The organism is uncultured Roseibium sp. (assembly GCF_947499295.1).
Lineage (GTDB): Bacteria > Pseudomonadota > Alphaproteobacteria > Rhizobiales > Stappiaceae > Roseibium.
The window spans coordinates 74727-97117 of the sequence record NZ_CANMNP010000019.1 but is presented as its reverse complement, the minus strand read 5'-3'; the positions used below and the strand labels follow the sequence as shown (position 1 = coordinate 97117).

Sequence of the window (22391 nt, the reverse complement as noted above, 5' to 3'; positions counted from 1 at the left end):
CAGTTCAGATGCAACCGGCAGGGTGAATGAATGGACTTGCCTGAGAGCAAGCATGTCGAGAACGTTGCGAATGCAGATGATCTCGTCTCATTGGCAACCGAGCTTGCCCGGCTCAACAAGATCAGCCATCTCGGCAAAAACGATGAGCTCCGGCCAAATGGGGCCTGGCTGACTACGCTCGTGAACCGGGTTGCCGACTATATTTTCGTAAAGGACCGCCACAGCCGTTTTGTCATGGCTAACCGTCAGATCGCTCTCGACATCGGTTGCGAGGCCAGTTCGGACCTCATTGGTAAAACGGATCTGGATCTCCATTCCCAATCCATAGGCAATGCCTTTCTTTCTGCCGAAGATGAAATCATGTCGTCTCAAGAGGCGAAATACGATTTCGAAGAACTCCTCATCCTACCGAACGGCAGACGAAAGTGGTTTTCGTCTTCCAAGTTTCCCGTGATCGATGGGGAAGGGGCAACCGTCGGCATTGTCGGTATTTGCCGAGACATTACTGCGCGCAAAAATGCGGAACTATTGCAGCAAGGTCAAAATCAAGTCCTTCAAAAAATAGCGACCGGAGCGCCGTTGAGCGATGTGCTGGATACTCTGGTCTTGGCAATAGAAAGTCAGACGGAAGGAATCGTTGGGTCGGTGATGCTGCTTGACGAGAGTGGTCAACACTTGCTCAGCAGTGCTGGACCTTCTTTGCCAAAGGCTTACCTCGAAGCTGCCAATGGTGTTCCTATCGGGCCAAAGGCCGGTTCGTGCGGGACAGCGGCTTTTCGACAAGAGTGCGTTATTGTTAAAGACATATTGAACGATCCCCTTTGGGAAGACTTCATCGAGATCGTGTCACAGTTTGATATGCGTTCCTGCTGGTCGATGCCATTTTTCGGGCAGGACACGAAGCTCCTCGGTACATTCGGCCTCTATTCAAATGAGGTGCGGGCACCCAGTGACTATGAACAGAACCTGGCACGGGAAGCTGCGCGCCTGGCTTCCATCGCCGTTGAAAGGGACAAGGCCGAAAGCCGGATTCGCTATCTTGCAAATCATGATGTTCTGACAGGCCTTCCCAACCGGCATGAATTCAAGGCCAAGCTTGAACAGAAAATTGCTACCTGCCACGAAACCGGCGGTCCAGTTGCAGTTGTTTTTGTCGACCTGGATAATTTTAAGATCGTGAATGACAGTTTCGGACACGCCATTGGCGATCAGGTGCTGATGATTGTCGCCGAGCGTATCATGTCTTTGCACGGTCACGAGCATGAAGCCATCCGTTTCGGCGGCGACGAGTTCGTTTTGATTTTGGATCGCGATGCAGCGCAAAAGGGTGAACTGGCCAGTTTCATGAGCCGATTGCGTGATGAGATTATCAAAACAATTCGTATTGGAGATCTTTCCTTCCATATTACCTGCAGCATCGGGGCTGCTTGCTATCCTGAGGACGCTGCAGATGCCGCCGAACTGTTGCGGAACGCAGACAAGGCTATGTTTGAGGCCAAGTCGTCGGGGCGGGATGGATTCAAGGTATTTGAACAGACACGTCCAGAAAAGTCGCTGAACCGTTTGACCTTGCTTGAAGAGATGCGCACCGGAATTGAAAACGGTGAATTTTTCCTCGAATACCAGCCGCAATACAATCTGGAAAGCGGACGTATCGTTGGCGCGGAAGCTCTCGTTCGTTGGCAGCATACCGCGCTGGGCCGCTTAATGCCGGCAGAGTTCATTACTCTTGCAGAGGACAGTGGTCTGATCGTGCCGCTCGGCCGGTGGGTAATGCATGAAGCTTGCCGCCAGAACAAGGAATGGCAGGACAAGGGCCTCGCACCTATCTCTGTTGGCGTTAACGTATCCGCAAGGCAATTCCGGGAGACGGGTCTCATCTCAGATGTCTCGGCAGTTCTTGCAGATACTGGCCTGCCAGCACAGTTTCTGGAACTCGAATTGACCGAAAGCCTGTTGATTCAGAATGCCGAGCAGGCTGTGCAGTTGATGGAGAGTTTTCGGCACATCGGATTGAACCTGGCTATTGACGATTTTGGCACAGGCTATTCCAGTCTGGCATCATTGAAGAGTTTCCCGCTGACGAGGCTCAAAATCGATCAGAGTTTCATCCGGGATCTCGACTTCGATGAAAGCGACCGCAGTATTGCACGCGCGATTATTTCGCTCGGGCGGGAGCTGGGGCTTTGCGTGGTTGCCGAGGGCGTAGAGACGGCAAAGCAGCAGGCGTTTCTCGCAAGCTGCCGGTGTGAAATCGTCCAAGGGTACCATTTCGGCCGTCCGATGCGTGCGGACAAGCTCGGCAAACTGCTGGCGATGACCTTAGTTTCGCTCGATGCCCGTTCGGGTCGATGAGTAACAGATTTGAGCGTTTGTTAGGGTCCTAAACCTTTGTCATCACATAGGAACCCGGCGCCTCTTCCAGGATCTTGGTGCGATTGGCACCTGGTTTGCGAGCCTTCGCCAAAGTATCATCGTTTGAGCGGATCCATTGATCCCAGTAGGGCCACCAGGAGCCAGGATGTTCCTTGGCTTTTTTCAGCCAGTTTTCAAGCGTGCCCCGGGGTTCTCTTCCGGTCCAATACTGGTACTTTTTCTTGGCGGGCGGATTGACCACCCCGGCAATATGCCCTGACCCGGCAAGGACGTATTCAACTGGTCCGCCGAAACACCCAGACCCCACAAAGACGGACTTGGGAGGGGCGATGTGATCTTCTCGCGTTGCCAGATTGAAAATTGGGATCTTGACATCCTGCAGATCCAACGTCTCTCCGGCAATTTCCATTTCGCCCTTGGAGAGTTTGTTGTCGAGATAGCAATTGCGCAGGTAGAACGAATGATTGGCAGCCGGCATACGGGTGGAATCTGAATTCCAGTAGAGCAGGTCAAACGGGAATGGCTCTTTTCCCTTCAGATAGTTATTGACCACATAGGACCAGATAAGGTCATTTGACCGCAGCATGTTGAAGGCCGAGGACATTTTGGAGCCGTCCAGATACCCGTGTTCCTCCATGCGCTTTTCCAAAATGGAAATCTGTTCTTCGTCGACAAAAACTTTCAGATCACCGGCAAAGGTGAAATCGACCTGGGTCGTGAAAAAAGTCGAGGTCTTGATGCGATTATCGCCGGTACGGGCCATATAGGCGAGTGTGACGGCCAGCAACGTTCCGCCAACACAATATCCGATTGAGTTTACTTCCGATTGGCGTGTGGCTTTCTTGATGACGTCGAGCGTGTTGAGAATGCCTTCCTTCATATAGTGCTCAAAACTCTTCTGAGCCTGACGCTCGTCAGGGTTCACCCAGGAAATGACGAACACCGTATGTCCCTGGTCGACAGCCCATTTGATGAAGGATTTTTCTGGATTGAGATCGAGGATATAGAACTTGTTGATCCAGGGCGGAACAATCAGGAGAGGGCGCTTGAGGACCTCGGTTGTGGTCGACGTGTACTGAACGACCTGACAGACGTCATTTTGGGAAATCACTTTGCCGGGCGTGTTGCCCAGATTATCACCGAGTTTGAATTTCGAGGGGTCTGTTTGCCTGATCTTCAGTTCGCCTTCACCGGTCTTCAGGTCCTCAACCAGGTGCTGCATGCCTTTGACCAGGTTTTCGCCGTTGCTCTCCATTGTCAGGCGCAGCAACTCGGGATTGGTCAAGACGAAGTTTGACGGCGAAACGGCGTTTGCGATTTGGGTAACGTAGAATTCTGCCTTGTGGCGCGTGTGTTCATCAAGCCCATGGGCGTCATGGACCATGTCCTCGGCCCATTTGCTCGTGATCAGATAGAGCTGCTTGATGAAATCGAAAAACTGATTGTTTTCCCAATCAGGATCGGCAAAACGCTTGTCTCGCGGCGGTGTTTCGACTGCCGGTTCCGAGGCTTCTCCCATCATCCTCTTCAGCGATGAATTCCAGAGGTCGATGTAACCGCTCCAGAGGCGCGATTGCGCCTCGAATGCGCGCTGCGGATCGGATGTCCAGTATTCGCCCACCTGGGCCAAAGTTTTGACGACACCAGTCAACTCATCGGTCGACTCGTTTTTAATCTTGCCCTGTTCCCGAGGCTCGATATAGGCGGCGAGAGCTTTGCCGGCCTGTTCCAGTGTTTTTGCCAGGTTTTGGGCAAAAGCTTCAGGATTGTTGATTATGTATTGCAACATCGGGTGCTGGCGATCGTCAGCCATTGGCAGAGGTTCCCTCCGGTTTTTCGCGCCTCATCCGGTCTCCAATCCTGGCTCTCGAGACCGTGCGCGCTCAAATGCGTTATCTTGTTATAATCTTGCTGGTATTTTGAACTATCAGGTATCTATGACACAAGGGTGTGTTTCCGTCGATTGGATAAAAGCGGGGACCAAACAGCAGTTGTTGGCAGGCTCACTGGCCTGGATGAGCCATTGAAATCGCATTCAGACTGAAAACGGTTGCCTTCTCTTGTGGAATCGCCTGAAAGCAGGATCAATTAATAGGACATTGCGACGGCCGCATGTTCGGCGGAGCGCACACCCGGAAAGGGCTAGGTGAAAATGCGAAACAGATGCGCAAACGTACTGGCATTGACGTTGCTGCTGGCGCTTGCCTCATGCGCAGTCGGGCCCGGAACGCCATTGGTTGACGCGCTTAAAACCGATCCCGGTCCGCGGAATACCAATGTACCCGCCCCCAAAGGCTATGGCGCCATTGTCAATGCAGGTGAGCCAAGAGGATTGATCAATCCCGAAGATCGAAAGCAGACGGAAGCTTATCTGGAATCGCTTGCAGGCGAATGAGACCGCACATCTGCGGTGTTGCATTTGCCTTGATCACGTCACGAAAGGACGTTTCTCGGCCGAAAGTGCAAGCGAGTTTCTTTCACGCATGACGGCGTACCAAAAAATCGCTCTAAATTGCCAGCATTTTAAAAGAAGGTATCGCGATGATAGGCTTTACCAAGTGGTTGGTTCCAGTCATGCTATCAGCACGCCTTTGAATTAAATCGGTTCATATTTTTCAGAGACCTCGTGCAGCCAAATTCCATCCAAATTTTAGATGATTTGGGACGCAAAGACGGGTGCGCAATCTGATCCGGCCTGCTAAAAGACCCCCGCCGCGTCCGCGTCAGGCCTCCCGCATTGGCGTCGACAGTAATGATATCTCGCAAGGAACCGCGCCATGGAGGAATTCCACAAGATCAAACGGCTGCCGCCGTATGTGTTCGAGCAAGTCAACCGTCTGAAAGCAAAGGCGCGCGGGGCGGGAGCGGACATTATTGATCTTGGCATGGGCAATCCGGATCTGGCGACACCGCAACACATCGTCGACAAGCTGACGGAAGTTGTCCAGGATCCTCGGACACACCGATATTCAGCTTCCAAAGGCATCAACGGATTGCGTAAGGCGCAAGCCGCTTATTATGAGCGCCGTTTTGGTGTGAAGCTCGATCCCGACACCCAGGTGATTGCGACGCTTGGCTCCAAGGAAGGCTTTGCCAATATGGCTCAAGCCATTTCCGCTCCTGGCGATGTGATCCTGAGCCCCAATCCCAGTTACCCGATTCACACGTTCGGCTTCCTGATGGCAGGAGCCTCCATCCGCAACATTCCAGCCGAGCCAGGCCCTTCGTTCTTTGAAGCCCTCGAAAGGGCGGTCATTCATTCGGTTCCGAAGCCAATTGCGATCATCCTATGCTATCCGGCCAACCCGACTGCATTTTGCGCTGATCTTGACTTCTATCGGGATGTGGTCGCATTTGCGCGCAAGCACAATATCTTCATTCTTTCAGATCTGGCCTATTCGGAAATCTACTTTGGCGACACGCCACCACCTTCGGTACTTCAGGTGCCCGGTGCGATGGATGTCACTGTTGAATTCACCTCGCTGTCCAAGACCTTTTCAATGCCGGGATGGCGCATGGGTTTTGCTGTCGGCAATGAAAGGCTAGTCGGTGCTTTATCGAGGGTAAAGTCCTACCTCGATTATGGTGCTTTCACTCCAATTCAGGTCGCCGCAGCTGCTGCCCTTAACGGTCCGGAGGACTGCATAAGGGAAACGCGGGAGACCTATAAGCGTCGGCGTGACGTGGTCGTGGAAAGCTTTGGCAGAGCTGGCTGGGACATTCCGGCACCGGAAGCAAGCATGTTTTGCTGGGCACCGATCCCGGCCAGTTTCCGGTCGCTCGGCAGTCTGGAGTTCTCGAAGCTTCTGCTGGAACGCGCAGAGGTCGCAGTCGCACCGGGAATCGGATTTGGAGAACATGGCGACGACTATGTTCGCATCGGTCTGGTGGAAAACGAGCAGAGACTTCGTCAGGCCGCGAGAAATGTCCGCCGCTTCCTTGAAACCGCGGAGCAAAAGCTTCACAACGTCATCCCGCTCGATACCTCTGGTTAAACGGAACTGGATCCATTTCTCATATGTCTGAAACATTGAAAGTCGGCGTCGCTGGTCTGGGCACGGTAGGTGCGTCAGTCTTGCGCCTCTTGGCAAAACACGGGGGGCAAATTGCCCGCAAAACGGGGCGCGCGGTTTCCGTAACCGCTGTTAGCGCCCGCGACCGTAACAAGGATCGCGGTTTCGATGTTTCCGGATTCGAGTGGTTTACCGATCCCGTCGAAATGGCCGAACAAGGCGATATCGATATCTTTGTCGAATTGATTGGCGGAGACAGCGGTCCGGCGGAGGACAGTGTCCGGGCTGCCCTCGCGCGTGGCATTCATGTCGTGACGGCCAACAAGGCCTTGCTGGCCCGTCATGGTGTAGCTCTTGCCGAGATTGCAGAGGCCAATAGCGCTTGTCTTAACTATGAGGCGGCTGTCGCCGGTGGGATTCCGATCGTCAAGACTTTGCGGGAATCGATGTCAGGCAATGGCATAAGCCGCGTCTATGGAATTTTGAACGGCACGTGCAACTACATTCTGACACGGATGGAAGCCGATGGCATCAGCTTTGAAGATTGCCTGTCTGACGCTCAGCGGCTCGGATACGCCGAAGCTGATCCGACTTTCGACATCGAAGGCAACGACACTGCCCACAAGCTCGCCATTTTGACCAGCCTTGCATTCGGTACCAGGATTGCCAGTGATGATATCTATCTGGAAGGCATCACGTCCATCACGACGGAAGATATACAGGCGGCGGATGAGTTAGGTTACCGCATCAAGCTGCTCGGCGTTGCCCAACAGACCGAAACAGGCATAGAGCAACGTGTGCATCCGACAATGGTTCCGAAAAACTCGGCCATTGCGCAGGTCGATGGTGTTTTGAACGCCGTCGCGGTTGATGGAGACTTTGTCGGAGAAATTGTGCTGGCTGGTCCGGGCGCTGGCGGCGACGCGACCGCGTCGGCCGTCGTTGCGGATGTGGCGGATGTTGCCCGGGGTGACCGGACACCGGTGCTTGGCATGCCGGCTGTGGATCTCAAAGACTATCAGCGGGCACGGATGCGTTTGCATGAAGGCGGATACTACATTCGGCTTTCGGTCTATGACCGGCCCGGAGCCTTCGCTGAAATCGCTCATTGTATGGGCAATGCCGGCATTTCTCTGGAATCGATCGTTCAGAAACGGCACGCCGGCAGCGAGGCGCCTGGAAAATACGACGAAGACGCGCCTCAACCTGTCATACTGATCACTTATGAAACCACAGAAGTCGCCATCAAGGAGGCTCTGGAGGTGATCATGTCGAAAGGGGTTGTGGCCGAACAACCGCAAATGATTCGGATCGAAAACCTGAACTGATGTGTGTGTTCCCGCGCAGGTGTCTTGCGGGCAAAGAGACTGGAGATGTTGATGTCCGAAACTGAAAATCAGCCGGCAAGTGGACTTGACCGAATTCTGACGTTGGAACTGGCGCGTGTCAGTGAAAGAGCGGCTGTTTCGGCTGCGCGTCTACGAGGTCATGGCGATGAGATGGCGGCTGACCAGGCAGCAGTGGACGCAATGCGCCGGGAACTCAACCGGCTCCCGATCGACGGTACGGTGGTTATTGGCGAGGGCGAGCGAGACGAAGCTCCCATGCTGTATATCGGAGAAAATGTCGGAACCAAGCAGGGGCCGAAAGTCGATATCGCGCTGGACCCTTTGGAAGGCACGACGATTTGTGCCAAAAACCTGCCAAACTCACTGGCCGTCATTGCCTTGGCACCTGAAAATGATCTCCTCAATGCACCTGACAGCTATATGGACAAGATCGCGATCGGTCCCGGGTATCCCAAAGGTCTGATCGATCTTGATGCGCCGATTGCCGAGAACTTGGCGGCCGTCGCGAAAGAAAAAGGCGTCAAGATAGAAGAGATCACGGCCTGTGTTCTTGACCGCCCGCGTCATGCCAGGCTGATTGAGGAAATACGCGCCACTGGTGCTGCCATACGTCTTATCGGCGATGGCGATGTCGCAGGGGTCATTCATACAACTGACTCTGATGAAACCGGCATCGACATTTACGCTGGGATCGGAGGAGCGCCAGAGGGTGTTCTGGCAGCCGCTGCGCTTCGCTGTATCGGCGGCCAGATGCAATCCCGGCTCGTCATCACGCGTGATGAACAGGTTGAACGTGCGCACCGTATGGGTATTGAAGACATCAAGAAGAAATACACGCTTGAGGAAATGGCGGGGCCAGACGTGTTGTTTGCGGCGACTGGCGTAACTGACGGAAATTTCCTTCAAGGTGTTCGTTTTGGCCGAAACCATATCACCACACATACCGTGGTCATGCGCTCGTCCACAGGCACCGTTCGCTACATTAAGGCCCAGCACACGGATCTTGAAAAATTCCATTTGGATTGAGCCGGGACTGAATGATCGGGTTGACCGGAGATGAGGAACGGCGGCTTGTACTTGGGGTCGCCAAATCCGCAAATGACAACGCCTGGCGGGAACGGCTAAGTTCTGCCCAGGCCCGTTCCGCCATGGCCATATCCCAGCTGCATGGATTGCCCGATGTTTTGGCAAGAGTGATGGCGGCGAGGGACGTCGAGCCGGCAGACGCGAGCCAGTTTCTCGAACCTTCGCTCAAAACACTGATGCCAGACCCGTCGACGCTGGTTGATCTTGACGCTGCCGTGCACAGAGTTGCCGATGCGGTGAGCGCAGGCAAGAAAATAGCGATATTTGGCGACTATGATGTTGACGGTGCGACTTCGTCTGCAGTGTTCGCAAAATATCTGCAGTGGCTTGGCCTCGAACCCGTCATTCATATTCCCGACCGGATTATTGAAGGGTATGGACCGAATGGGCCTGCCATTGAGGCGCTGCGCGCAGATGGGGCCGAACTGCTGGTCACGCTAGATTGCGGCAGCACGTCGTTCGAAGCTTTTGAAACTGCGGAAAATCTCGACCTTGATGTTGTTGTGATCGATCACCACCAGGTCGGTGAGACGTTGCCGCCCGTGGCTGCGCTAGTTAATCCCAATCGACAGGATGACCTGTCAAATCAAGGACATCTTGCAGCTGTTGGCGTAACGTTTCTTTTTCTGGTTGGCCTGAATAGGGAGATGAGACAGCGCGGTGCCTTTCAGGGGCGCAAAGAGCCTGACCTCATGGCATTGTTGGATCTTGTTGCGCTTGGCACGGTGTGTGACGTGGTGCCGCTCGTTGGCTTGAACCGTGCCTATGTCACACGCGGGTTGGCTGTGATGCATCAAAGGCGCAACTACGGTTTGACTGCTCTGTCGGATACCGCACGCGTCAGCGGCAAACCCGCTCCATATCACCTGGGTTTTTTGATTGGTCCACGCATCAATGCCGGCGGACGCATCGGCGATGCCGCGCTTGGGGCGAGGTTATTGACAACCGAAGATCCAATGGAAGCTCGTGCGATTGCTGAACGGCTCGATCAGCTCAATACGGAACGACAGGCGATGGAAGCGGTAATGCTGGAACAGGCCGGAGCGGAGGCCGTTTTGGCGATGGAAGAACGCGACCCGGCGGTTCTCCTGACCGGTTCTGAAGACTGGCATCCTGGTATCGTTGGCCTGATTGCATCGCGCCTGAAAGAAAGTCACCGACGTCCAGCCTTTGCTGTTGCCTATGACGAGACTGGCAAAGGAACGGGCTCCGGCCGCTCGATACCGGGCGTTGATTTGGGCAAAACCGTCCGCAAGGCCGTTGAAGACGGGTTGCTTGAAAAGGGAGGCGGGCACGCCATGGCTGCCGGATTGACGGTCCGTCGTGAGAATGCGGCCGAGTTGGAAGCATTCTTCAATGACGAATTGAAATCGGACGTTGAGGCTGCAACAGCGCATCGCAGTTTGAAGGTCGATGCGGCTTTGACCGCGACCGGTGCAACGCTCGACCTGCTGGAACTTCTCGAGCGGGCCGGCCCATACGGCGCTGGACATTCAGAGCCGGTATTCGCGTTTCCGGCACACCGGGTTTCTTTTGCTGACGTTGTTGGCAATGGTCACGTACGCGCGACGCTTGCCTCAGGTGACGGGACCGCGTTGAAAGCCATTTGTTTCAAGGCAGAAGACAAGCCGCACGGTCGTATGTTGCTTGAAAATCGAGGCCGAAACTTGCATGTCGCCGGCTCGCTCTCAATCGATACATGGCAAGGCACACCCAAGGTTCAACTTCGTATCTTGGACGTGGCCGATCCGCAGAAGACCCGCGTTTGATCTATTTCTCCTGAAGCGCCAGGCGAAACCCCATCGAGACGAATATCAATCCGACCACCTTGTTCTGCCATTTCACAACGGCCGGGTTCTTTTTCAGATAGTCTCCAAGAACACCGGCACTAACCGCAAAAACGACTGTGCTGATCAGGCCAAACGCAACGAAAATGAGACCAAGAATGATCAGTTGTAGAAAGACCATTCCGTTTTCGGGTTGCACAAACTGAGGCAGAAACGAAAGGAAAAACAATGCTGTCTTCGGATTGAGCAACTCCGCGTAGACAGCTTGTCTAAATGCAGTGCCGGGCGTTACTACAGGTATCTTAATGTCGGTTAGATTGTTGGATCGTGCCATGAGCGCCTTAACGCCCAAGTAGATCAGGTAGGCGGCACCAAGATACTTGATTACGTTGAAGAGAACCGCAGATGTTGCGATGATCGCCGACAGGCCGAGAACAGCCAAAAGTGTGTGGATCACATCACCGACCGCTATTCCTGCTCCTGTCGCAATCCCGGCTTTCGCACCCGATGTTGTTGCCCGGGTAACGGTAAGCAGTGTGGCAGGACCCGGTATGAAAACAAATCCTAGAACGATGATCACGTATGTCAGCAATATGGTGGGTTCGATCATGTTTGTTTGTCCTTGCGTGAGATGCCTGGATCCTAGCAGGTCTTTTTGTGTTCGCCACAGGTGGCGGTAATGCCACATTAACCAAGCTCTAACGTCGCTGTCTTATGGTTGTGCTCACGAAGGAATCGTGAGGATCAGGCATGCGCGCTCAGAATGAGCTATCGCCGTATTTTGCGGAAATTGACCAGCGTACGACCCGCGCCCTGAAAGGGATACGCGAAGTGAGACGATCGGCCAAACTCAAAGCACTGCCGAAGGAACCCAAAGGGGTAATGATCGGGACAGGTTTTCTTGTTTTCCTGGCTGCCTTCATTGGATTGTTTTTGGATTAAACCAATCAATCCCTGCGTCCGACCTGATACAATTGCGCCTGGATTACTAAATACGGTTTTCGGCAATCTTTTTTTTGGGTGCCATGACAGATTTTTCTATCGCGCTGTGGTCTTTCAATCTGAGCCGTGCACCTGGGTCTGTTGAAGAATTCTCTTCAATGATCGAAGAGGGTATGGCGCGTGCGGCGAATGCCGGTGCAGATCTTCTGGTGATGCCCGAATATGCCATTGAGTGCTGTCTTGCCTTCAAGCCTGACGGGTTGGAGCCAAGAGAGGAAATGGCATTTCTTGCATCGATTGGCCGCCAGTTGCTACCTCACTTGTCCGCGCTTTCCAAGAAGTATGATCTTTCGCTTCTTGCCGGGAGCATGCCGTCCGAAACAAGGCTCGGCCTGACAAACACCGCATTCTTGCTATCGCCCGATGCAAGGGTGCGTCACCAGGACAAATTGAGTCTGACACCATTTGAGCAGAGCCCGGATACCTGGCATCTGGTTCCGGGCAGCGATCTCAAGATTTTTGAGATTAAAGGTGCAAGGGTTGCGGTTTTGATCTGTTTGGACGTGGAAATGCCGGCGCTAAGCTGCTTGCTTGCAAAGCACAATCCGGATTTGATCCTTGTTCCTTCCATGACTGAAAAACTGTCCGGCTATCATCGAGTCTTTGGGTGCGCCAGGGCGAGAGCGGTGGAATTGATGTGCGCGGTCGCAGCTTGCGGCACAGTTGGGCGATCAGAGGGGACAACGCAAAACGAGACCAATGTCTCAGGGGCTGCGCTTTATTTGCCCTGCGAAGAAGAGTTTGGATTTACAGGAATAGGTGCAGAAACTCCGGCGACTGACGGCATGGATAAAAGCGAGCCCTTCCTGATCGTAAATGCTCCGCTTAAGCAGCTTCGCAGTCTCAGGTCTGGGAATGCGGAAGTCTGGCCGGGAAACTGGACGGCAGACCATATTAAGACAGTCACCTGACAAAGCGGCGGCTGTAATTTTAATCCCCAGGATCATGCGCACCAAGTGCACTTTTTTCTGGACGGACGCAGCGGAAATCTCTATATAGCGCGCAATCAAACGATTAGGTATGGAGATGGCGGACGCCAAAGCAATTTCGACTCAGGATTCGTCCTGGCTGCAGGGTCTGGCAGGTTTGTTTTTCAAACCAGCCCGTCTGCAGATTGCTGCGCTGTGCGTCCGACCAGGAGAAAGTGAACCTGAAATTCTGCTGGTGTCCACCAGAGATACCGGGCGCATGATCTTGCCTAAAGGTTGGCCGGAAACCGACAAATCCGCCAGTGAAACCGCTAGCATTGAAGCTTATGAAGAAGCGGGTGTCATGGGTTTGGCTGAAACAAGACCATTGGGGAGTTTTCGCTCGTTCAAAGGCTTGGCAAGCGGTTTGAAAATTCGAACCAAGGTGTTGGTTTTCAAAGTGCGATTCGAAAAACAGCTAAAGGATTTTCCTGAAATCGGACAAAGAAAATGTGTCTGGTCACCGGTTTCTGAGGCCATGAAACTGGCTGATGAAGCTTCGTTGCGGCGTTTTCTGCGTCGTCACAGATCCGAAATTTCCTGATCCTGACATCAGACAAATTGTTTCAGGTATAGCTGCAGTTTGGTCTGAAAATGCGGGTCATTGGTAATACGGCTGAAGACTGGCCACTCGATAAACGTTGCCGTCTCGCGCGCTATGAGCGCACATCGGCGCATCAGGATTGCACTAATTGCTGACACGCAAGGACGCCAGACAGAAAGCACTCGACAAGGATCTCGACAGATTGGGATTCGTCGGAGATGCAGCTGAAGCCATGGGGCGCCGGCTAAGCGGTCCAGGGCTGGCGATAGTATTCGTGGCTCTCTGCGCAGCCGTGGCTGGTACACAAGTCATTTCCGCAACCTATTCCGATGTTTTTATCCTCGTCGCCGCAAGTGCAATTGGCGGCTACATGGCTTTGAACATCGGTGCGAATGACGTTGCCAACAATGTCGGCCCAGCTGTTGGTGCGCGCGTCGTAAGCTTGACGAGTGCATTGATCATCGCCGCGATTTGTGAAAGTGCAGGGGCCTTGCTTGCCGGTAACGAAGTCATGTCGACTGTTTCGAGCGAAATACTCAGTCCGAACGACGTCACGGACAACTTCGACTTTATGAAAGCAATGTTGACTGCCATGGCCGCCGCCGCGTTGTGGATCAATTTTGCAACGTTGATCGGAGCACCCGTGTCGACAACTCACTCAATTATCGGAAGCATTGTTGGTGCGGGCATTGCCGCCAGTGGATTTTCGGCGATCAACTGGACCACGATTTCGACGATTGCGGTCACCTGGATTTTCTCGCCGGTTCTGGGCGGGCTGATTGGTGCCGGACTGATGGCATTCATCAATGCGCGAGTGGTCTATTCCAAGAACCGGATAGAAGCGGCAAGGTTTTGGTTGCCGCTGCTGCTTGGTGCCATGGGAGCAACGTTTTGTGCGTATTTGACGCTCAAAGTGTCCGGCCGATTGGTCGATTTGCCTGTGTGGCTCACGATCCTTCTTCCGGCGTCCACCGGAATACTTGTCTGGCGCATCTACAAGGCCGTTGTTTTTACACAAACGGAAAGCATGGAGGCATTTGCCCATAGCGGTGCCAGCGCCCTGAAGGGTCTTTTTGCAATTCCGTTGATGGTGACCGCAGCGCTCTTGTCCTTTGCTCATGGCGCCAATGACGTAGCAAATGCAATCGGTCCGCTTGCCGCGATCGTTCTCAGCCAATCAAAGGAGTTCACTGATTTGAGCTTCTGGTTCATGGGAACCCTGAACCCTGTAATCCCGATTTGGGTGAGTGCAGTAGGCGCATTCGGTATTTCGGCGGGTCTGCTTTTGTTTGGACGAAGGCTGATTACGGTTGTCGGAAAAAAGATCACAAAACTCAGCCCGATCAGGGCCTTTTGTGTAACTCTGGCAACTGCAGCGACCGTTTTGGCCGCGTCCGCGTTCGGTCTACCGGTGTCTTCCACCCATATAGCAGTTGGCGCTGTATTTGGTGTTGGGTTTTACCGGGAATGGTATCGAAACCGCTATGTCGCCGATGATGGCATTATGAAACCGAGAAAACAGCTGCAAAACAGGGAAGAGCGTCAGCGCCGCCTTTTGGTCCGTCGTGCGAATCTGATGACGATTGTTGCAGCCTGGACCGTGACTGTCCCAGCGGCCGCGATGTTGGCAGCGGCTCTTTTTGGATTTCTCAAGATGATTATTTCTTGATGTGCTGAGAAGACAATTCACTCCGAGGTGGCCTCAACACCTTTTGCAAGGTGAGCAGCGGGTTCCAGGGTGAGATTGGCCCAAACAGGCAAGTGGTCGGATGCAACACGGGCTGTCTTGGATTTGTGAACACCTGCTTGTGTAACTGTGAATTCCGGGCTCGTGATGATCCGATCCAGGCTGCCGACGGGCATTGGACTGGGGAAGCTTCGTCCAGGGGTCGTTACTTCGTAGTGTTTCTCGAATAACTTGATGCTTCCGGCAGTATCACGCCATTCGTTCAGATCACCGATCAGTACCGTGGGCAGGTAGTCCAAATGCTCGTGCAGCTGATGCATGAGCGACGTAATCTGTTTTTTCCGGAAATGCCCGACAAGACTGAGATGCATCGCCGCAATCCGGAATTTCTTGCCAGCGACCATCAGGTCGGCAGTGACCGCGCCTCGCGGTTCAAGTTTCGGCAGATCAATCCTTTGATAGCTCAAGACACTTATGTTGTTGCGAACGAGGAGTGCGTTCCCGTGCCAGCCAAGGCTCTTCTCACTGGTTCCGAATGGAACTGGACGATAATCGGTTTCCGCAACAATGCTGCTTCTGTCCAAGGTGCTCTCTCTTGGTCCGAAGCGTTTATCGGCTTCTTGAAGCGCTAGAATATCGCAATCCAGTTCTCGGATAACTTTCAGCGTCCGGTCCGGTCTTCGCCGCGCATCCACGCCAATTGCTTTTTGTATGTTGTAGGAACCGATTTTCAGCATCCCAGCAATTGGCTGGGTTTTGCTCTATTTTGCAAGTGGTTGGGCAAGGAATTCAGTTAAATTGGTCTGTTCTCGCGGGGGGAACCGCGAATACAGGGTCTTCATTGCCGGAAGTTTGTTCAGGCTGCACTCAATTCTGAGGCTGATTGCACAAGCAGTCCGGACACATAGTCCATGAACGACACCCAGGCTTCAACGACAAAGGCTTCGTCACCTATGCGCCATACCATCACCGGAGACTTGTGAAATATCGTCCTTGATACGGTCCCGACGGGAAACGTATCAATCGAAAAATCGACGAAAATCCCCGTGTTCAGCAACCAGGCTGCCCTTTGTCCACTCACGATAATTGCCTCGGAACGTTCTGAGACATCAACGAGCGAGTGAGGTTCGGCCCCGAGTTTCCCTTCAATATCGGAAACTACAGACTGAGAAGTGTTCTCCGGTGCGAATAGCGTCCATTCATCAGGGCCCATCCAAAGGGCTGCGCGTTTGTCCGCGGTAGCAGAACTCAAAGGCAGGACCGGCAGGTCAACACCAAAGGCAGATCCAGCGGCCTTTAGCGATGCTTCCCGCAAGCGGAGCGATAACCGCGTGAGCGGGGCCGCCTTGAGAATCGAAACCTCATTGATGCTGAGCAGGGGAGGTTCTCCGGCGTCCGGCGTGATGAGGTCGCTTGCCATTAGGTCAGACATTGAGCCGTGCTCCTTCCTTGTCATAGAACACCGGTCCGGTGACTTCTACCGGTATGCTGCCGTCTGGCATGGGCACGTAAAGGGTTTTGCCTTCGAGGGCATGACCGTTTTTGACAATCGCAAGTGCAATGCTTCTGTCGAGCGCTGGACTGAAATAAGAGGAGGTTACGTGACCATCGGCCGGTGTCCCGATTGCCGGGTTCTCGGCTGTGGTAATTTGAGCCCCTTCTTCGAGCTTAACTTTGGGATCCTTGGTCAAAAGGCCGACAAACTGCTTGCGATTGTCAGCAACAAGGTCGGGTCTATCAAGACCGCGCTTGCCGACGAAGTCTGCTTTTTTCTTGCCGATTGCCCAGCTCATACCGGCATCTTGTGGTGTCACGGTACCGTCTGTGTCCTGACCGACGATAATATAGCCCTTTTCTGCACGAAGAACGTGCATGCTTTCGGTTCCGTATGCCGTGCCGCCAAATTTCTCAATTTCCTTGGCCAGTGTTTCCCACATCATTTTGCCATGGCGCCGGGAAACGTTGATTTCAAAGCCGAGTTCTCCAGTGAATGAAATTCGGAACAAACGACAAGGAACGCCGCAGAATGTTGCCTCTTTAACGCTCATATGAGGCAGGGCATCCGCAGAAAGGTCAACACCCTCCATAAAAGGTGCCAGGACGTCGCGCGCTTTTGGTCCTTGCAAAGCTGCAACAGCGTATTGCTCAGTGGTGGAGGTGATCCACACATCCAGTTCCGGCCATTCTGTCTGCAGATAGTCTTCCATTGTGGCAAACACGCTTGGCGCTCCGCCAGTCGTCGTGGTGACGTGAAAACGATCTTCCGCCAGACGGCCAATGACACCGTCATCTGTAATGAAACCGGCATCATTCAACAACAGACCGTAGCGGCAACGTCCCGGCGCCAGTTTCTTCCAGGGATTGGTATACAACCGCTCCAGGAACTCGGCTGCATCCGGACCGACCACCTCGATCTTGCCGAGGGTTGATGCATCAAAGAGGCCAACGCTTTCGCGAACCGTTTTGCATTCACGTGCGACGGCTGCGTGCATGTCTTCACCATTTTTGGGGAAGTACCAGGTGCGTTTCCACTGGCCAACATCTTCAAAAACGCCGCCATTCTCAACCACCCAATCGTGGGACGGTGTCTTGCGAACTGGATCGAAATAGTCACCGCGCGCAACACCTGCAAAGAGGCCGAAAGTCGTCGGCGTGTATGGCAGGCGGAATGTTGTCAAACCTACATCAGTTACGGGGCGGTCCAGCGAATCCGACGCAATTTGCAACGCATTCATGTTGGACAAACGACCCTGGTCGGTCGCCATGCCGGTTGTCGTGTAGCGTTTGATATGTTCGATGGATTGCATGCCTTCACGCACGGCCAGCTTGACGTCCTTTGCCGTAACGTCGTTTTGATAGTCGACAAATGCCTTGACGCGCGACGCATTTCGATCGTGAGGGAGCGCTCCGAGCGTTCCACCCGTTCCGGCTTCACCCCCGGTGGCGGTTGCATAAGACACCTTTGCGGATTTGCCAATGGCGGCCTTGGCAGCTTCTTCTCCGGCAGCATATCCGTCTTCCAGAACCTCTTGAAGGCCATAAAGTCCCTTGGAAGCACCCGCTGAGCGCTCTCGTTGAACTGAAGCCCCTGGAATGTAGGCACCTTTGTCTGAATCCCAGACCACCTTGCCGCGAGACTGTGAGTAGAGACTGACAGTTGGTGTCCAGCCACCGGACATCAGCAAGGCGTCACAGGAAATCTGACCTCCGGAGGCGACATTTCCCGATGTCATCATGCGCCCGAGCAACGCTGCCTTGACCCGTTTCCGGCCAAGTGTGCCGGTTACCATGCATCCCGCCTCGACGCGAATTCCTCGCGCTTTGGCAATTGCCATCAGGTTCTCAGGCGGGGTTTCGCGCAAGTCCACGATGCCGGCAACTTCAACGCCATGGTCAGCGAGATCGAAAGCGGTTTGCCAGGCTGTGTCGCAAGCTGCCGCCACCAGAACCTTGTGCCCAACCTTGACGCCATACCGGTTCAGGTAGGTTCGTCCGGCTTCCGCGAGCATGATGCCCGGTCGATCATTTTCAGGAAAGATCATGGGGCGCTCGATCGCACCCGAAGCGATCACCACTTCCTTGGCGCGTACCTGCCACAGGCGTTCACGCGGCAGTTTGGGATCAGGATTGGGCAGGTGCTCCGTGACGCGTTCTGCAAGGGCCAGATAATTATGGGCGAAGTAGCCGAAAGCTGTCGTGCGCGGCAGGAGCGTGACATTGTCCATCTGCTCAAGCTTGTTGATTGTTTCAGCTATCCACTCCGACGGGTCCTTTCCGTCGATGCTTGCACTGACTTCGCTGAGCAGTGACCCGCCAAATTCGGATTGCTCATCACAGAGAATGACTTTAGCGCCGGTCTCAGAGGCAGCAAGTGCTGCGGCAAGGCCGGCAGGACCGGATCCGGCGATCAAAACATCACAATGGGCGTAAATGTTGCCGTAAGTGTCCTGGTCAGGCGTCTTTGGTGGTTTGCCAAGACCGGCCGCGGCGCGGATGACGGGCTCATAAACGCGATCCCAGAACGCCTTCGGCCACATAAAGGTCTTGTAGTAGAAGCCAGCCGGGAAAAGTGGCGATAGCAGGTCGTTTACGGCTCCCACGTCAAAGCCGAGTGATGGAAACCGGTTCTGAGAGATGGCCTCCAGACCCTGATAGAGTTCCACCTGGGTCGCTCGCAGGTTCGGCGTCTGGTCTCCGTGCCGGTAAATGCCGACCAAAGCATTCGGTTCCTCCGAGCCGGACGTCACGATGCCGCGTGGCCGGTGATATTTGAAGGAACGGCCAACCAGGTGCACACCGTTGGCAAGAAGCGCCGAAGCGAGCGTATCGCCCTGGTGCCCCTGGAGTTCCTCACCGTCAAAGGTAAAGGTCAATTGTTCGGTCCGGTTTATCCGGCCACCTTTTTCCGTACGGAAGGGCTGGCTCATTTGCCGGCCTCCTTGGCAAGAGCTTCAAGGTCCGGCATCGGTTCACCGGCCTTGTAAAATTTAAGAAAATTGTCGCTGACAGTATCTCGCACGGCGTTGAAAAATCGGCCGCATCCGTGAATATGCCGCCAACGTTCGGCATATATGCCTTTGGTGTTGGAGCGCATGTAGAGGTAGTGGACCCAGTCTTCGTCACTGGTCTGCGAAGGGTCGGACGGACGGGCGATATGGGCTTCTCCGCGACAGGAAAACTCCGTTTCCGCGCGTTCCACTTTGCAATAGGGGCAGTAAACCAGCAGCATCTCGAAATTCCCCTTAGTGCGCCACGGCAGCCGCAGCCGCCTCGTCAATCAGGCGGCCGGTACGGAAACGGTCAATCGTGAAGGCCGCGTTGATCGGATGCGGCTCGTCCTTGGCAATGGTGTGCGCAAAGACATGCCCTGAGCCGGGCGTTGCCTTGAAGCCGCCGGTGCCCCAGCCGCAGTTCACATAAAGCCCGGGAACTGGTGTCTTGGACAGAATTGGGGAACGGTCGGGCGTGACATCAACGATACCGCCCCAATTCCGGAGCATGCGCATACGCCTGAAGTGCGGAAACAGTTCGCAGATCGCGTCGATCGTATGATTGCTAATGTGGATACCGCCCGTCTGCGAATAGGAAATGAACTGATCGGTTCCGGCGCCGATCACGAGCTCTCCCTTGTCTGACTGAGATATATACGCATGGATGGTGTTGGACATTACAACGCACGGGAAAGCCGGCTTTACCGGTTCAGAGACCAGGGCCTGTAGGGGGTAGGATTCGAGCGGAAGTCGAACGCCTGCCATTTCCATGACAACCGATGTGTGCCCTGCCGCGACGACGCCAACTTTCTTGGCTTTGATAAATCCCTTTGCTGTTTCCACGCCTTCAACCGCACCGTTTTGGTCACGTCGAATACCGGTTACTGCGCAGTTCTGAAGGATGTCGACACCAAGTGCATCCGCACCGCGTGCATAGCCCCAGGCAACGGCATCGTGCCGGGCGGTGCCACCAACCCGCTGAAGCGCCGCACCCATCACCGGATAGCGGATGTTTTTGGATATATTGAGAGGCGGACAGTATTCCTTGGCAGCTTCGGGCGACAGCCATTCATTTTGGACACCGGCCAACCGGTTTGCATGAATGTGTCTTTGGGAGACCTGCACATCGTGAACCGTGTGTGCCAGCATCATGACGCCGCGGGCTGAATACATCACGTTGTAGTTCAGTTCCTGCGACAAACCCTGCCATAGGTCAATTGCATGGTTATAGAGACCGGCGCTTTCTTCCCACAGATAGTTGGAACGCACGATTGTGGTGTTACGACCGGTATTTCCGCCACCAAGCCAGCCTTTTTCGACAACGGCGATGTTGCGAACGCCATGTTCCTTGGCCAGGTAGTACGCAGTTGCAAGACCATGTCCACCAGCTCCGACAATGACGACGTCATATTCGGATTTGGGTTCCGGATTGCGCCACTGCCGGCCCCAGTTCTGATGCGCGGAAAAGGCGTTCTTTGCCAATTCCAAGAAGGAATAACGCTTCATCAAACAGCGGCTCCGCACGTTGCGGCCGACATGCCTGTTCAGGCAGATACCAGCCCATTGTTTCAAACGCTTAAGGGTCGCAAAGCCCAAATCGGCTCGACCCACCCGTTGAGGGGCATATTCGCGATTGCGCTCTCACTTGCGTATAAGGTTTCGGTCGCAAGCTTGTCAGAAAGCGACATAGGTGTCGCATGCCTTGTAAGCAATTGCGAGCGGTGCGCAAAAACCTGCAAGTTTCTTGCCTTAAAGCCCAAGTCTCTATCGCTTTCCATAATCGTTTTTCTGACTGTTGATGCGCAATCAAAACATCTGATGCCGCATCGGTCCTTGCAATTGGGGCCTTGGAAGGTAACTCTCGCTTCAAATTATTGAAGTTAGGGAGTGCCATTCATGGAAGTTCGCGCAGCAGTCGCCGTTGGGGCCGGTAAACCTCTTGAAGTCACAACTGTGAATCTGGAGGGACCGCGCGCCTTCGAAGTGTTGGTTGAAGTGAAAGCCACCGGTATTTGCCACACGGACGAGTTCACGCTGTCAGGCGCTGATCCGGAAGGCTTGTTTCCTGCCATCTTGGGCCATGAAGGGGCTGGCGTCGTTGTCGAGGCCGGGCCTGGTGTGACCACCTTGAAACCGGGTGATCATGTGATCCCGCTTTATACGCCCGAGTGCCGGAGTTGCGAATACTGCCTCAATCCGAAAACCAATCTTTGTCAGGCAATTCGTTCTACACAGGGGCAGGGCCTCATGCCTGACGGCTCGTCTCGCTTCAAGACGCTCGATGGTGATCCGATCCTTCACTATATGGGCACGTCCACATTCGCTAACTACACGGTTGTGCCAGAGATCGCGCTTGCGAAAATCCGCCCTGACGCACCATTCGACAAGGTTTGCTATATCGGCTGCGGTGTCACGACCGGTATCGGCGCGGTCATCAACACGGCAAAGGTGGAAATAGGGTCACGAGCAATTGTGTTCGGCCTGGGCGGCATCGGTCTAAATGTCATTCAAGGTCTTCGCCTTGCGGGTGCCGATCAGATTGTCGGTGTCGATCTGAACGCTGAGAAAAAGGAAATGGCGGAACGATTCGGAATGACCGATTTCGTTAATCCGAGCGAGGTCGAAGAAGATCTTGTTCCTTATCTCGTCAATCTCACCAAGGGTGGTGCGGATTATACATTCGATGCAACAGGCAACGTGCAGGTCATGCGAACGGCGCTGGAAGCTGCGCACAAAGGCTGGGGCGAAAGCATTATCATCGGGGTGGCTCCGGCGGGGGCTGAAATATCAACCCGTCCGTTTCAACTGGTCACAGGCCGTGTTTGGAAGGGAACCGCGTTTGGCGGTGCTCGCGGGCGAACCGATGTTCCGAAGATCGTTGATTGGTACATGGACGGAAAAATCGAAATCGATCCAATGATCACGCACACAATGCCGCTTGACGACATCAACAAGGGCTTTGACCTGATGCATGCAGGGGAATCTATTCGTTCAGTCGTGATCTATTGATCCACGAAAAACTGAAAGCGGGTGTTGGCGCAAACGTTTCCTGGAGTGAGCCGCCGCCGGAAACACGGAGACCTGTCTCT

At 54.1% G+C, this 22391-nt stretch carries 18 protein-coding genes; 11 read left to right on the top strand and 7 right to left on the bottom strand.

Going from position 1 to position 22391, the window contains the following annotated elements:
* Positions 1–30 precede the first annotated feature (30 nt).
* Positions 31–2355 carry an EAL domain-containing protein gene (locus tag Q0835_RS24610; protein ID WP_298965225.1) on the top strand — a complete coding sequence of 775 codons (2325 nt, stop codon included), beginning with the start codon at positions 31–33 and terminating at the stop codon, positions 2353–2355.
* Between the two features lie 28 nt (positions 2356–2383).
* Here the strand turns inward: Q0835_RS24610 and phaC are convergent, their stop codons facing one another.
* The gene (gene phaC / locus Q0835_RS24605; RefSeq protein ID WP_298965222.1) at positions 2384–4189 is read right to left on the bottom strand and encodes a class I poly(R)-hydroxyalkanoic acid synthase; all 1806 of its coding nucleotides are present in this window, start codon (positions 4187–4189) and stop codon (positions 2384–2386) included.
* Positions 4190–4522: 333 nt separating this feature from the next.
* Here phaC and Q0835_RS24600 point away from each other — a divergent pair, with 333 nt between their 5' ends.
* The 5 genes from Q0835_RS24600 to recJ all read left to right on the top strand — a co-directional run bounded on the left by Q0835_RS24600 (position 4523) and on the right by recJ (position 10593).
* Positions 4523–4771, top strand: coding sequence for a hypothetical protein (locus Q0835_RS24600; RefSeq protein ID WP_298820822.1), 249 nt, complete (start codon positions 4523–4525; stop codon positions 4769–4771).
* A 382-nt stretch (positions 4772–5153) separates the two neighbouring features.
* The gene (locus tag Q0835_RS24595; RefSeq protein WP_298965220.1) at positions 5154–6371 is read left to right on the top strand and encodes an LL-diaminopimelate aminotransferase; all 1218 of its coding nucleotides are present in this window, start codon (positions 5154–5156) and stop codon (positions 6369–6371) included.
* 23 nt (positions 6372–6394) lie between these two features.
* Positions 6395–7717: a homoserine dehydrogenase gene (locus tag Q0835_RS24590; RefSeq protein ID WP_298820818.1), complete on the top strand. Its 1323-nt coding sequence runs from the start codon at positions 6395–6397 to the stop codon at positions 7715–7717.
* 51 nt (positions 7718–7768) lie between these two features.
* Entirely contained in the window at positions 7769–8764 is a 996-nt protein-coding gene (gene glpX, locus Q0835_RS24585; protein ID WP_298820816.1) for a class II fructose-bisphosphatase, read from the top strand.
* Positions 8765–8775: 11 nt separating this feature from the next.
* A complete protein-coding gene (recJ, locus tag Q0835_RS24580) occupies positions 8776–10593 on the top strand; it encodes a single-stranded-DNA-specific exonuclease RecJ (RefSeq protein ID WP_298965218.1) in 1818 nt (605 codons plus the stop codon).
* Position 10594: 1 nt separating this feature from the next.
* Here recJ and Q0835_RS24575 read toward each other — a convergent pair whose 3' ends face one another.
* Positions 10595–11221 carry a LysE family translocator gene (locus tag Q0835_RS24575; RefSeq protein ID WP_298965214.1) on the bottom strand — a complete coding sequence of 209 codons (627 nt, stop codon included), beginning with the start codon at positions 11219–11221 and terminating at the stop codon, positions 10595–10597.
* Between the two features lie 140 nt (positions 11222–11361).
* Here Q0835_RS24575 and Q0835_RS24570 point away from each other — a divergent pair, with 140 nt between their 5' ends.
* The 4 genes from Q0835_RS24570 to Q0835_RS24555 all read left to right on the top strand — a co-directional run bounded on the left by Q0835_RS24570 (position 11362) and on the right by Q0835_RS24555 (position 14794).
* Complete coding sequence (locus Q0835_RS24570; RefSeq protein WP_298820810.1) at positions 11362–11553, top strand: hypothetical protein; 192 nt, start codon at positions 11362–11364, stop codon at positions 11551–11553.
* An 83-nt stretch (positions 11554–11636) separates the two neighbouring features.
* Positions 11637–12524: a nitrilase-related carbon-nitrogen hydrolase gene (locus Q0835_RS24565; RefSeq protein ID WP_298965211.1), complete on the top strand. Its 888-nt coding sequence runs from the start codon at positions 11637–11639 to the stop codon at positions 12522–12524.
* Positions 12525–12639: 115 nt separating this feature from the next.
* Entirely contained in the window at positions 12640–13125 is a 486-nt protein-coding gene (locus Q0835_RS24560; RefSeq protein ID WP_298965208.1) for an NUDIX hydrolase, read from the top strand.
* Between the two features lie 148 nt (positions 13126–13273).
* A complete protein-coding gene (locus tag Q0835_RS24555; RefSeq protein ID WP_298965205.1) occupies positions 13274–14794 on the top strand; it encodes an inorganic phosphate transporter in 1521 nt (506 codons plus the stop codon).
* 17 nt (positions 14795–14811) lie between these two features.
* Here the strand turns inward: Q0835_RS24555 and Q0835_RS24550 are convergent, their stop codons facing one another.
* The 5 genes from Q0835_RS24550 to Q0835_RS24530 all read right to left on the bottom strand — a co-directional run bounded on the left by Q0835_RS24550 (position 14812) and on the right by Q0835_RS24530 (position 20808).
* The gene (locus Q0835_RS24550) at positions 14812–15549 is read right to left on the bottom strand and encodes an endonuclease/exonuclease/phosphatase family protein (protein ID WP_298820802.1); all 738 of its coding nucleotides are present in this window, start codon (positions 15547–15549) and stop codon (positions 14812–14814) included.
* A gap of 119 nt (positions 15550–15668) precedes the next feature.
* Entirely contained in the window at positions 15669–16244 is a 576-nt protein-coding gene (locus tag Q0835_RS24545; protein WP_298820800.1) for a sarcosine oxidase subunit gamma family protein, read from the bottom strand.
* On the bottom strand, positions 16237–19239 hold the full coding sequence (locus Q0835_RS24540) for a sarcosine oxidase subunit alpha family protein (protein WP_298965202.1): 3003 nt from the start codon (positions 19237–19239) through the stop codon (positions 16237–16239). Before Q0835_RS24540 ends, Q0835_RS24545 begins: the two co-directional genes overlap by 8 nt.
* Entirely contained in the window at positions 19236–19541 is a 306-nt protein-coding gene (locus tag Q0835_RS24535; protein WP_298965199.1) for a sarcosine oxidase subunit delta, read from the bottom strand. The genes Q0835_RS24540 and Q0835_RS24535 overlap by 4 nt, the downstream gene beginning before the upstream one ends.
* Positions 19542–19554: 13 nt before the next feature.
* On the bottom strand, positions 19555–20808 hold the full coding sequence (locus Q0835_RS24530; protein ID WP_298820794.1) for a sarcosine oxidase subunit beta family protein: 1254 nt from the start codon (positions 20806–20808) through the stop codon (positions 19555–19557).
* Between the two features lie 390 nt (positions 20809–21198).
* Here Q0835_RS24530 and Q0835_RS24525 point away from each other — a divergent pair, with 390 nt between their 5' ends.
* Positions 21199–22311 carry an S-(hydroxymethyl)glutathione dehydrogenase/class III alcohol dehydrogenase gene (locus tag Q0835_RS24525; protein ID WP_298965196.1) on the top strand — a complete coding sequence of 371 codons (1113 nt, stop codon included), beginning with the start codon at positions 21199–21201 and terminating at the stop codon, positions 22309–22311.
* Positions 22312–22391: the final 80 nt, after the last annotated feature.

Excerpts from the sequence above, each read along its gene's own strand:
- Q0835_RS24525 (WP_298965196.1), top strand. The coding sequence starts at position 21,199 with ATGGAAGTTCGCGCAGCAGTCGCCGTTGGGGCCGGTAAACCTCTTGAA.
- Q0835_RS24590 (WP_298820818.1), top strand. The coding sequence starts at position 6,395 with ATGTCTGAAACATTGAAAGTCGGCGTCGCTGGTCTGGGCACGGTAGGT.
- Q0835_RS24560 (WP_298965208.1), top strand. The coding sequence starts at position 12,640 with ATGGCGGACGCCAAAGCAATTTCGACTCAGGATTCGTCCTGGCTGCAG.
- glpX (WP_298820816.1), top strand. The coding sequence starts at position 7,769 with ATGTCCGAAACTGAAAATCAGCCGGCAAGTGGACTTGACCGAATTCTG.
- Q0835_RS24535 (WP_298965199.1), bottom strand. The coding sequence starts at position 19,541 with ATGCTGCTGGTTTACTGCCCCTATTGCAAAGTGGAACGCGCGGAAACG.
- Q0835_RS24565 (WP_298965211.1), top strand. The coding sequence starts at position 11,637 with ATGACAGATTTTTCTATCGCGCTGTGGTCTTTCAATCTGAGCCGTGCA.
- recJ (WP_298965218.1), top strand. The coding sequence starts at position 8,776 with ATGATCGGGTTGACCGGAGATGAGGAACGGCGGCTTGTACTTGGGGTC.
- Q0835_RS24545 (WP_298820800.1), bottom strand. The coding sequence starts at position 16,244 with ATGTCTGACCTAATGGCAAGCGACCTCATCACGCCGGACGCCGGAGAA.
- Q0835_RS24595 (WP_298965220.1), top strand. The coding sequence starts at position 5,154 with ATGGAGGAATTCCACAAGATCAAACGGCTGCCGCCGTATGTGTTCGAG.
- Q0835_RS24575 (WP_298965214.1), bottom strand. The coding sequence starts at position 11,221 with ATGATCGAACCCACCATATTGCTGACATACGTGATCATCGTTCTAGGA.
- Q0835_RS24550 (WP_298820802.1), bottom strand. The coding sequence starts at position 15,549 with ATGCTGAAAATCGGTTCCTACAACATACAAAAAGCAATTGGCGTGGAT.
- phaC (WP_298965222.1), bottom strand. The coding sequence starts at position 4,189 with ATGGCTGACGATCGCCAGCACCCGATGTTGCAATACATAATCAACAAT.
- Q0835_RS24540 (WP_298965202.1), bottom strand. The coding sequence starts at position 19,239 with ATGAGCCAGCCCTTCCGTACGGAAAAAGGTGGCCGGATAAACCGGACC.
- Q0835_RS24610 (WP_298965225.1), top strand. The coding sequence starts at position 31 with ATGGACTTGCCTGAGAGCAAGCATGTCGAGAACGTTGCGAATGCAGAT.
- Q0835_RS24530 (WP_298820794.1), bottom strand. The coding sequence starts at position 20,808 with ATGAAGCGTTATTCCTTCTTGGAATTGGCAAAGAACGCCTTTTCCGCG.
- Q0835_RS24570 (WP_298820810.1), top strand. The coding sequence starts at position 11,362 with ATGCGCGCTCAGAATGAGCTATCGCCGTATTTTGCGGAAATTGACCAG.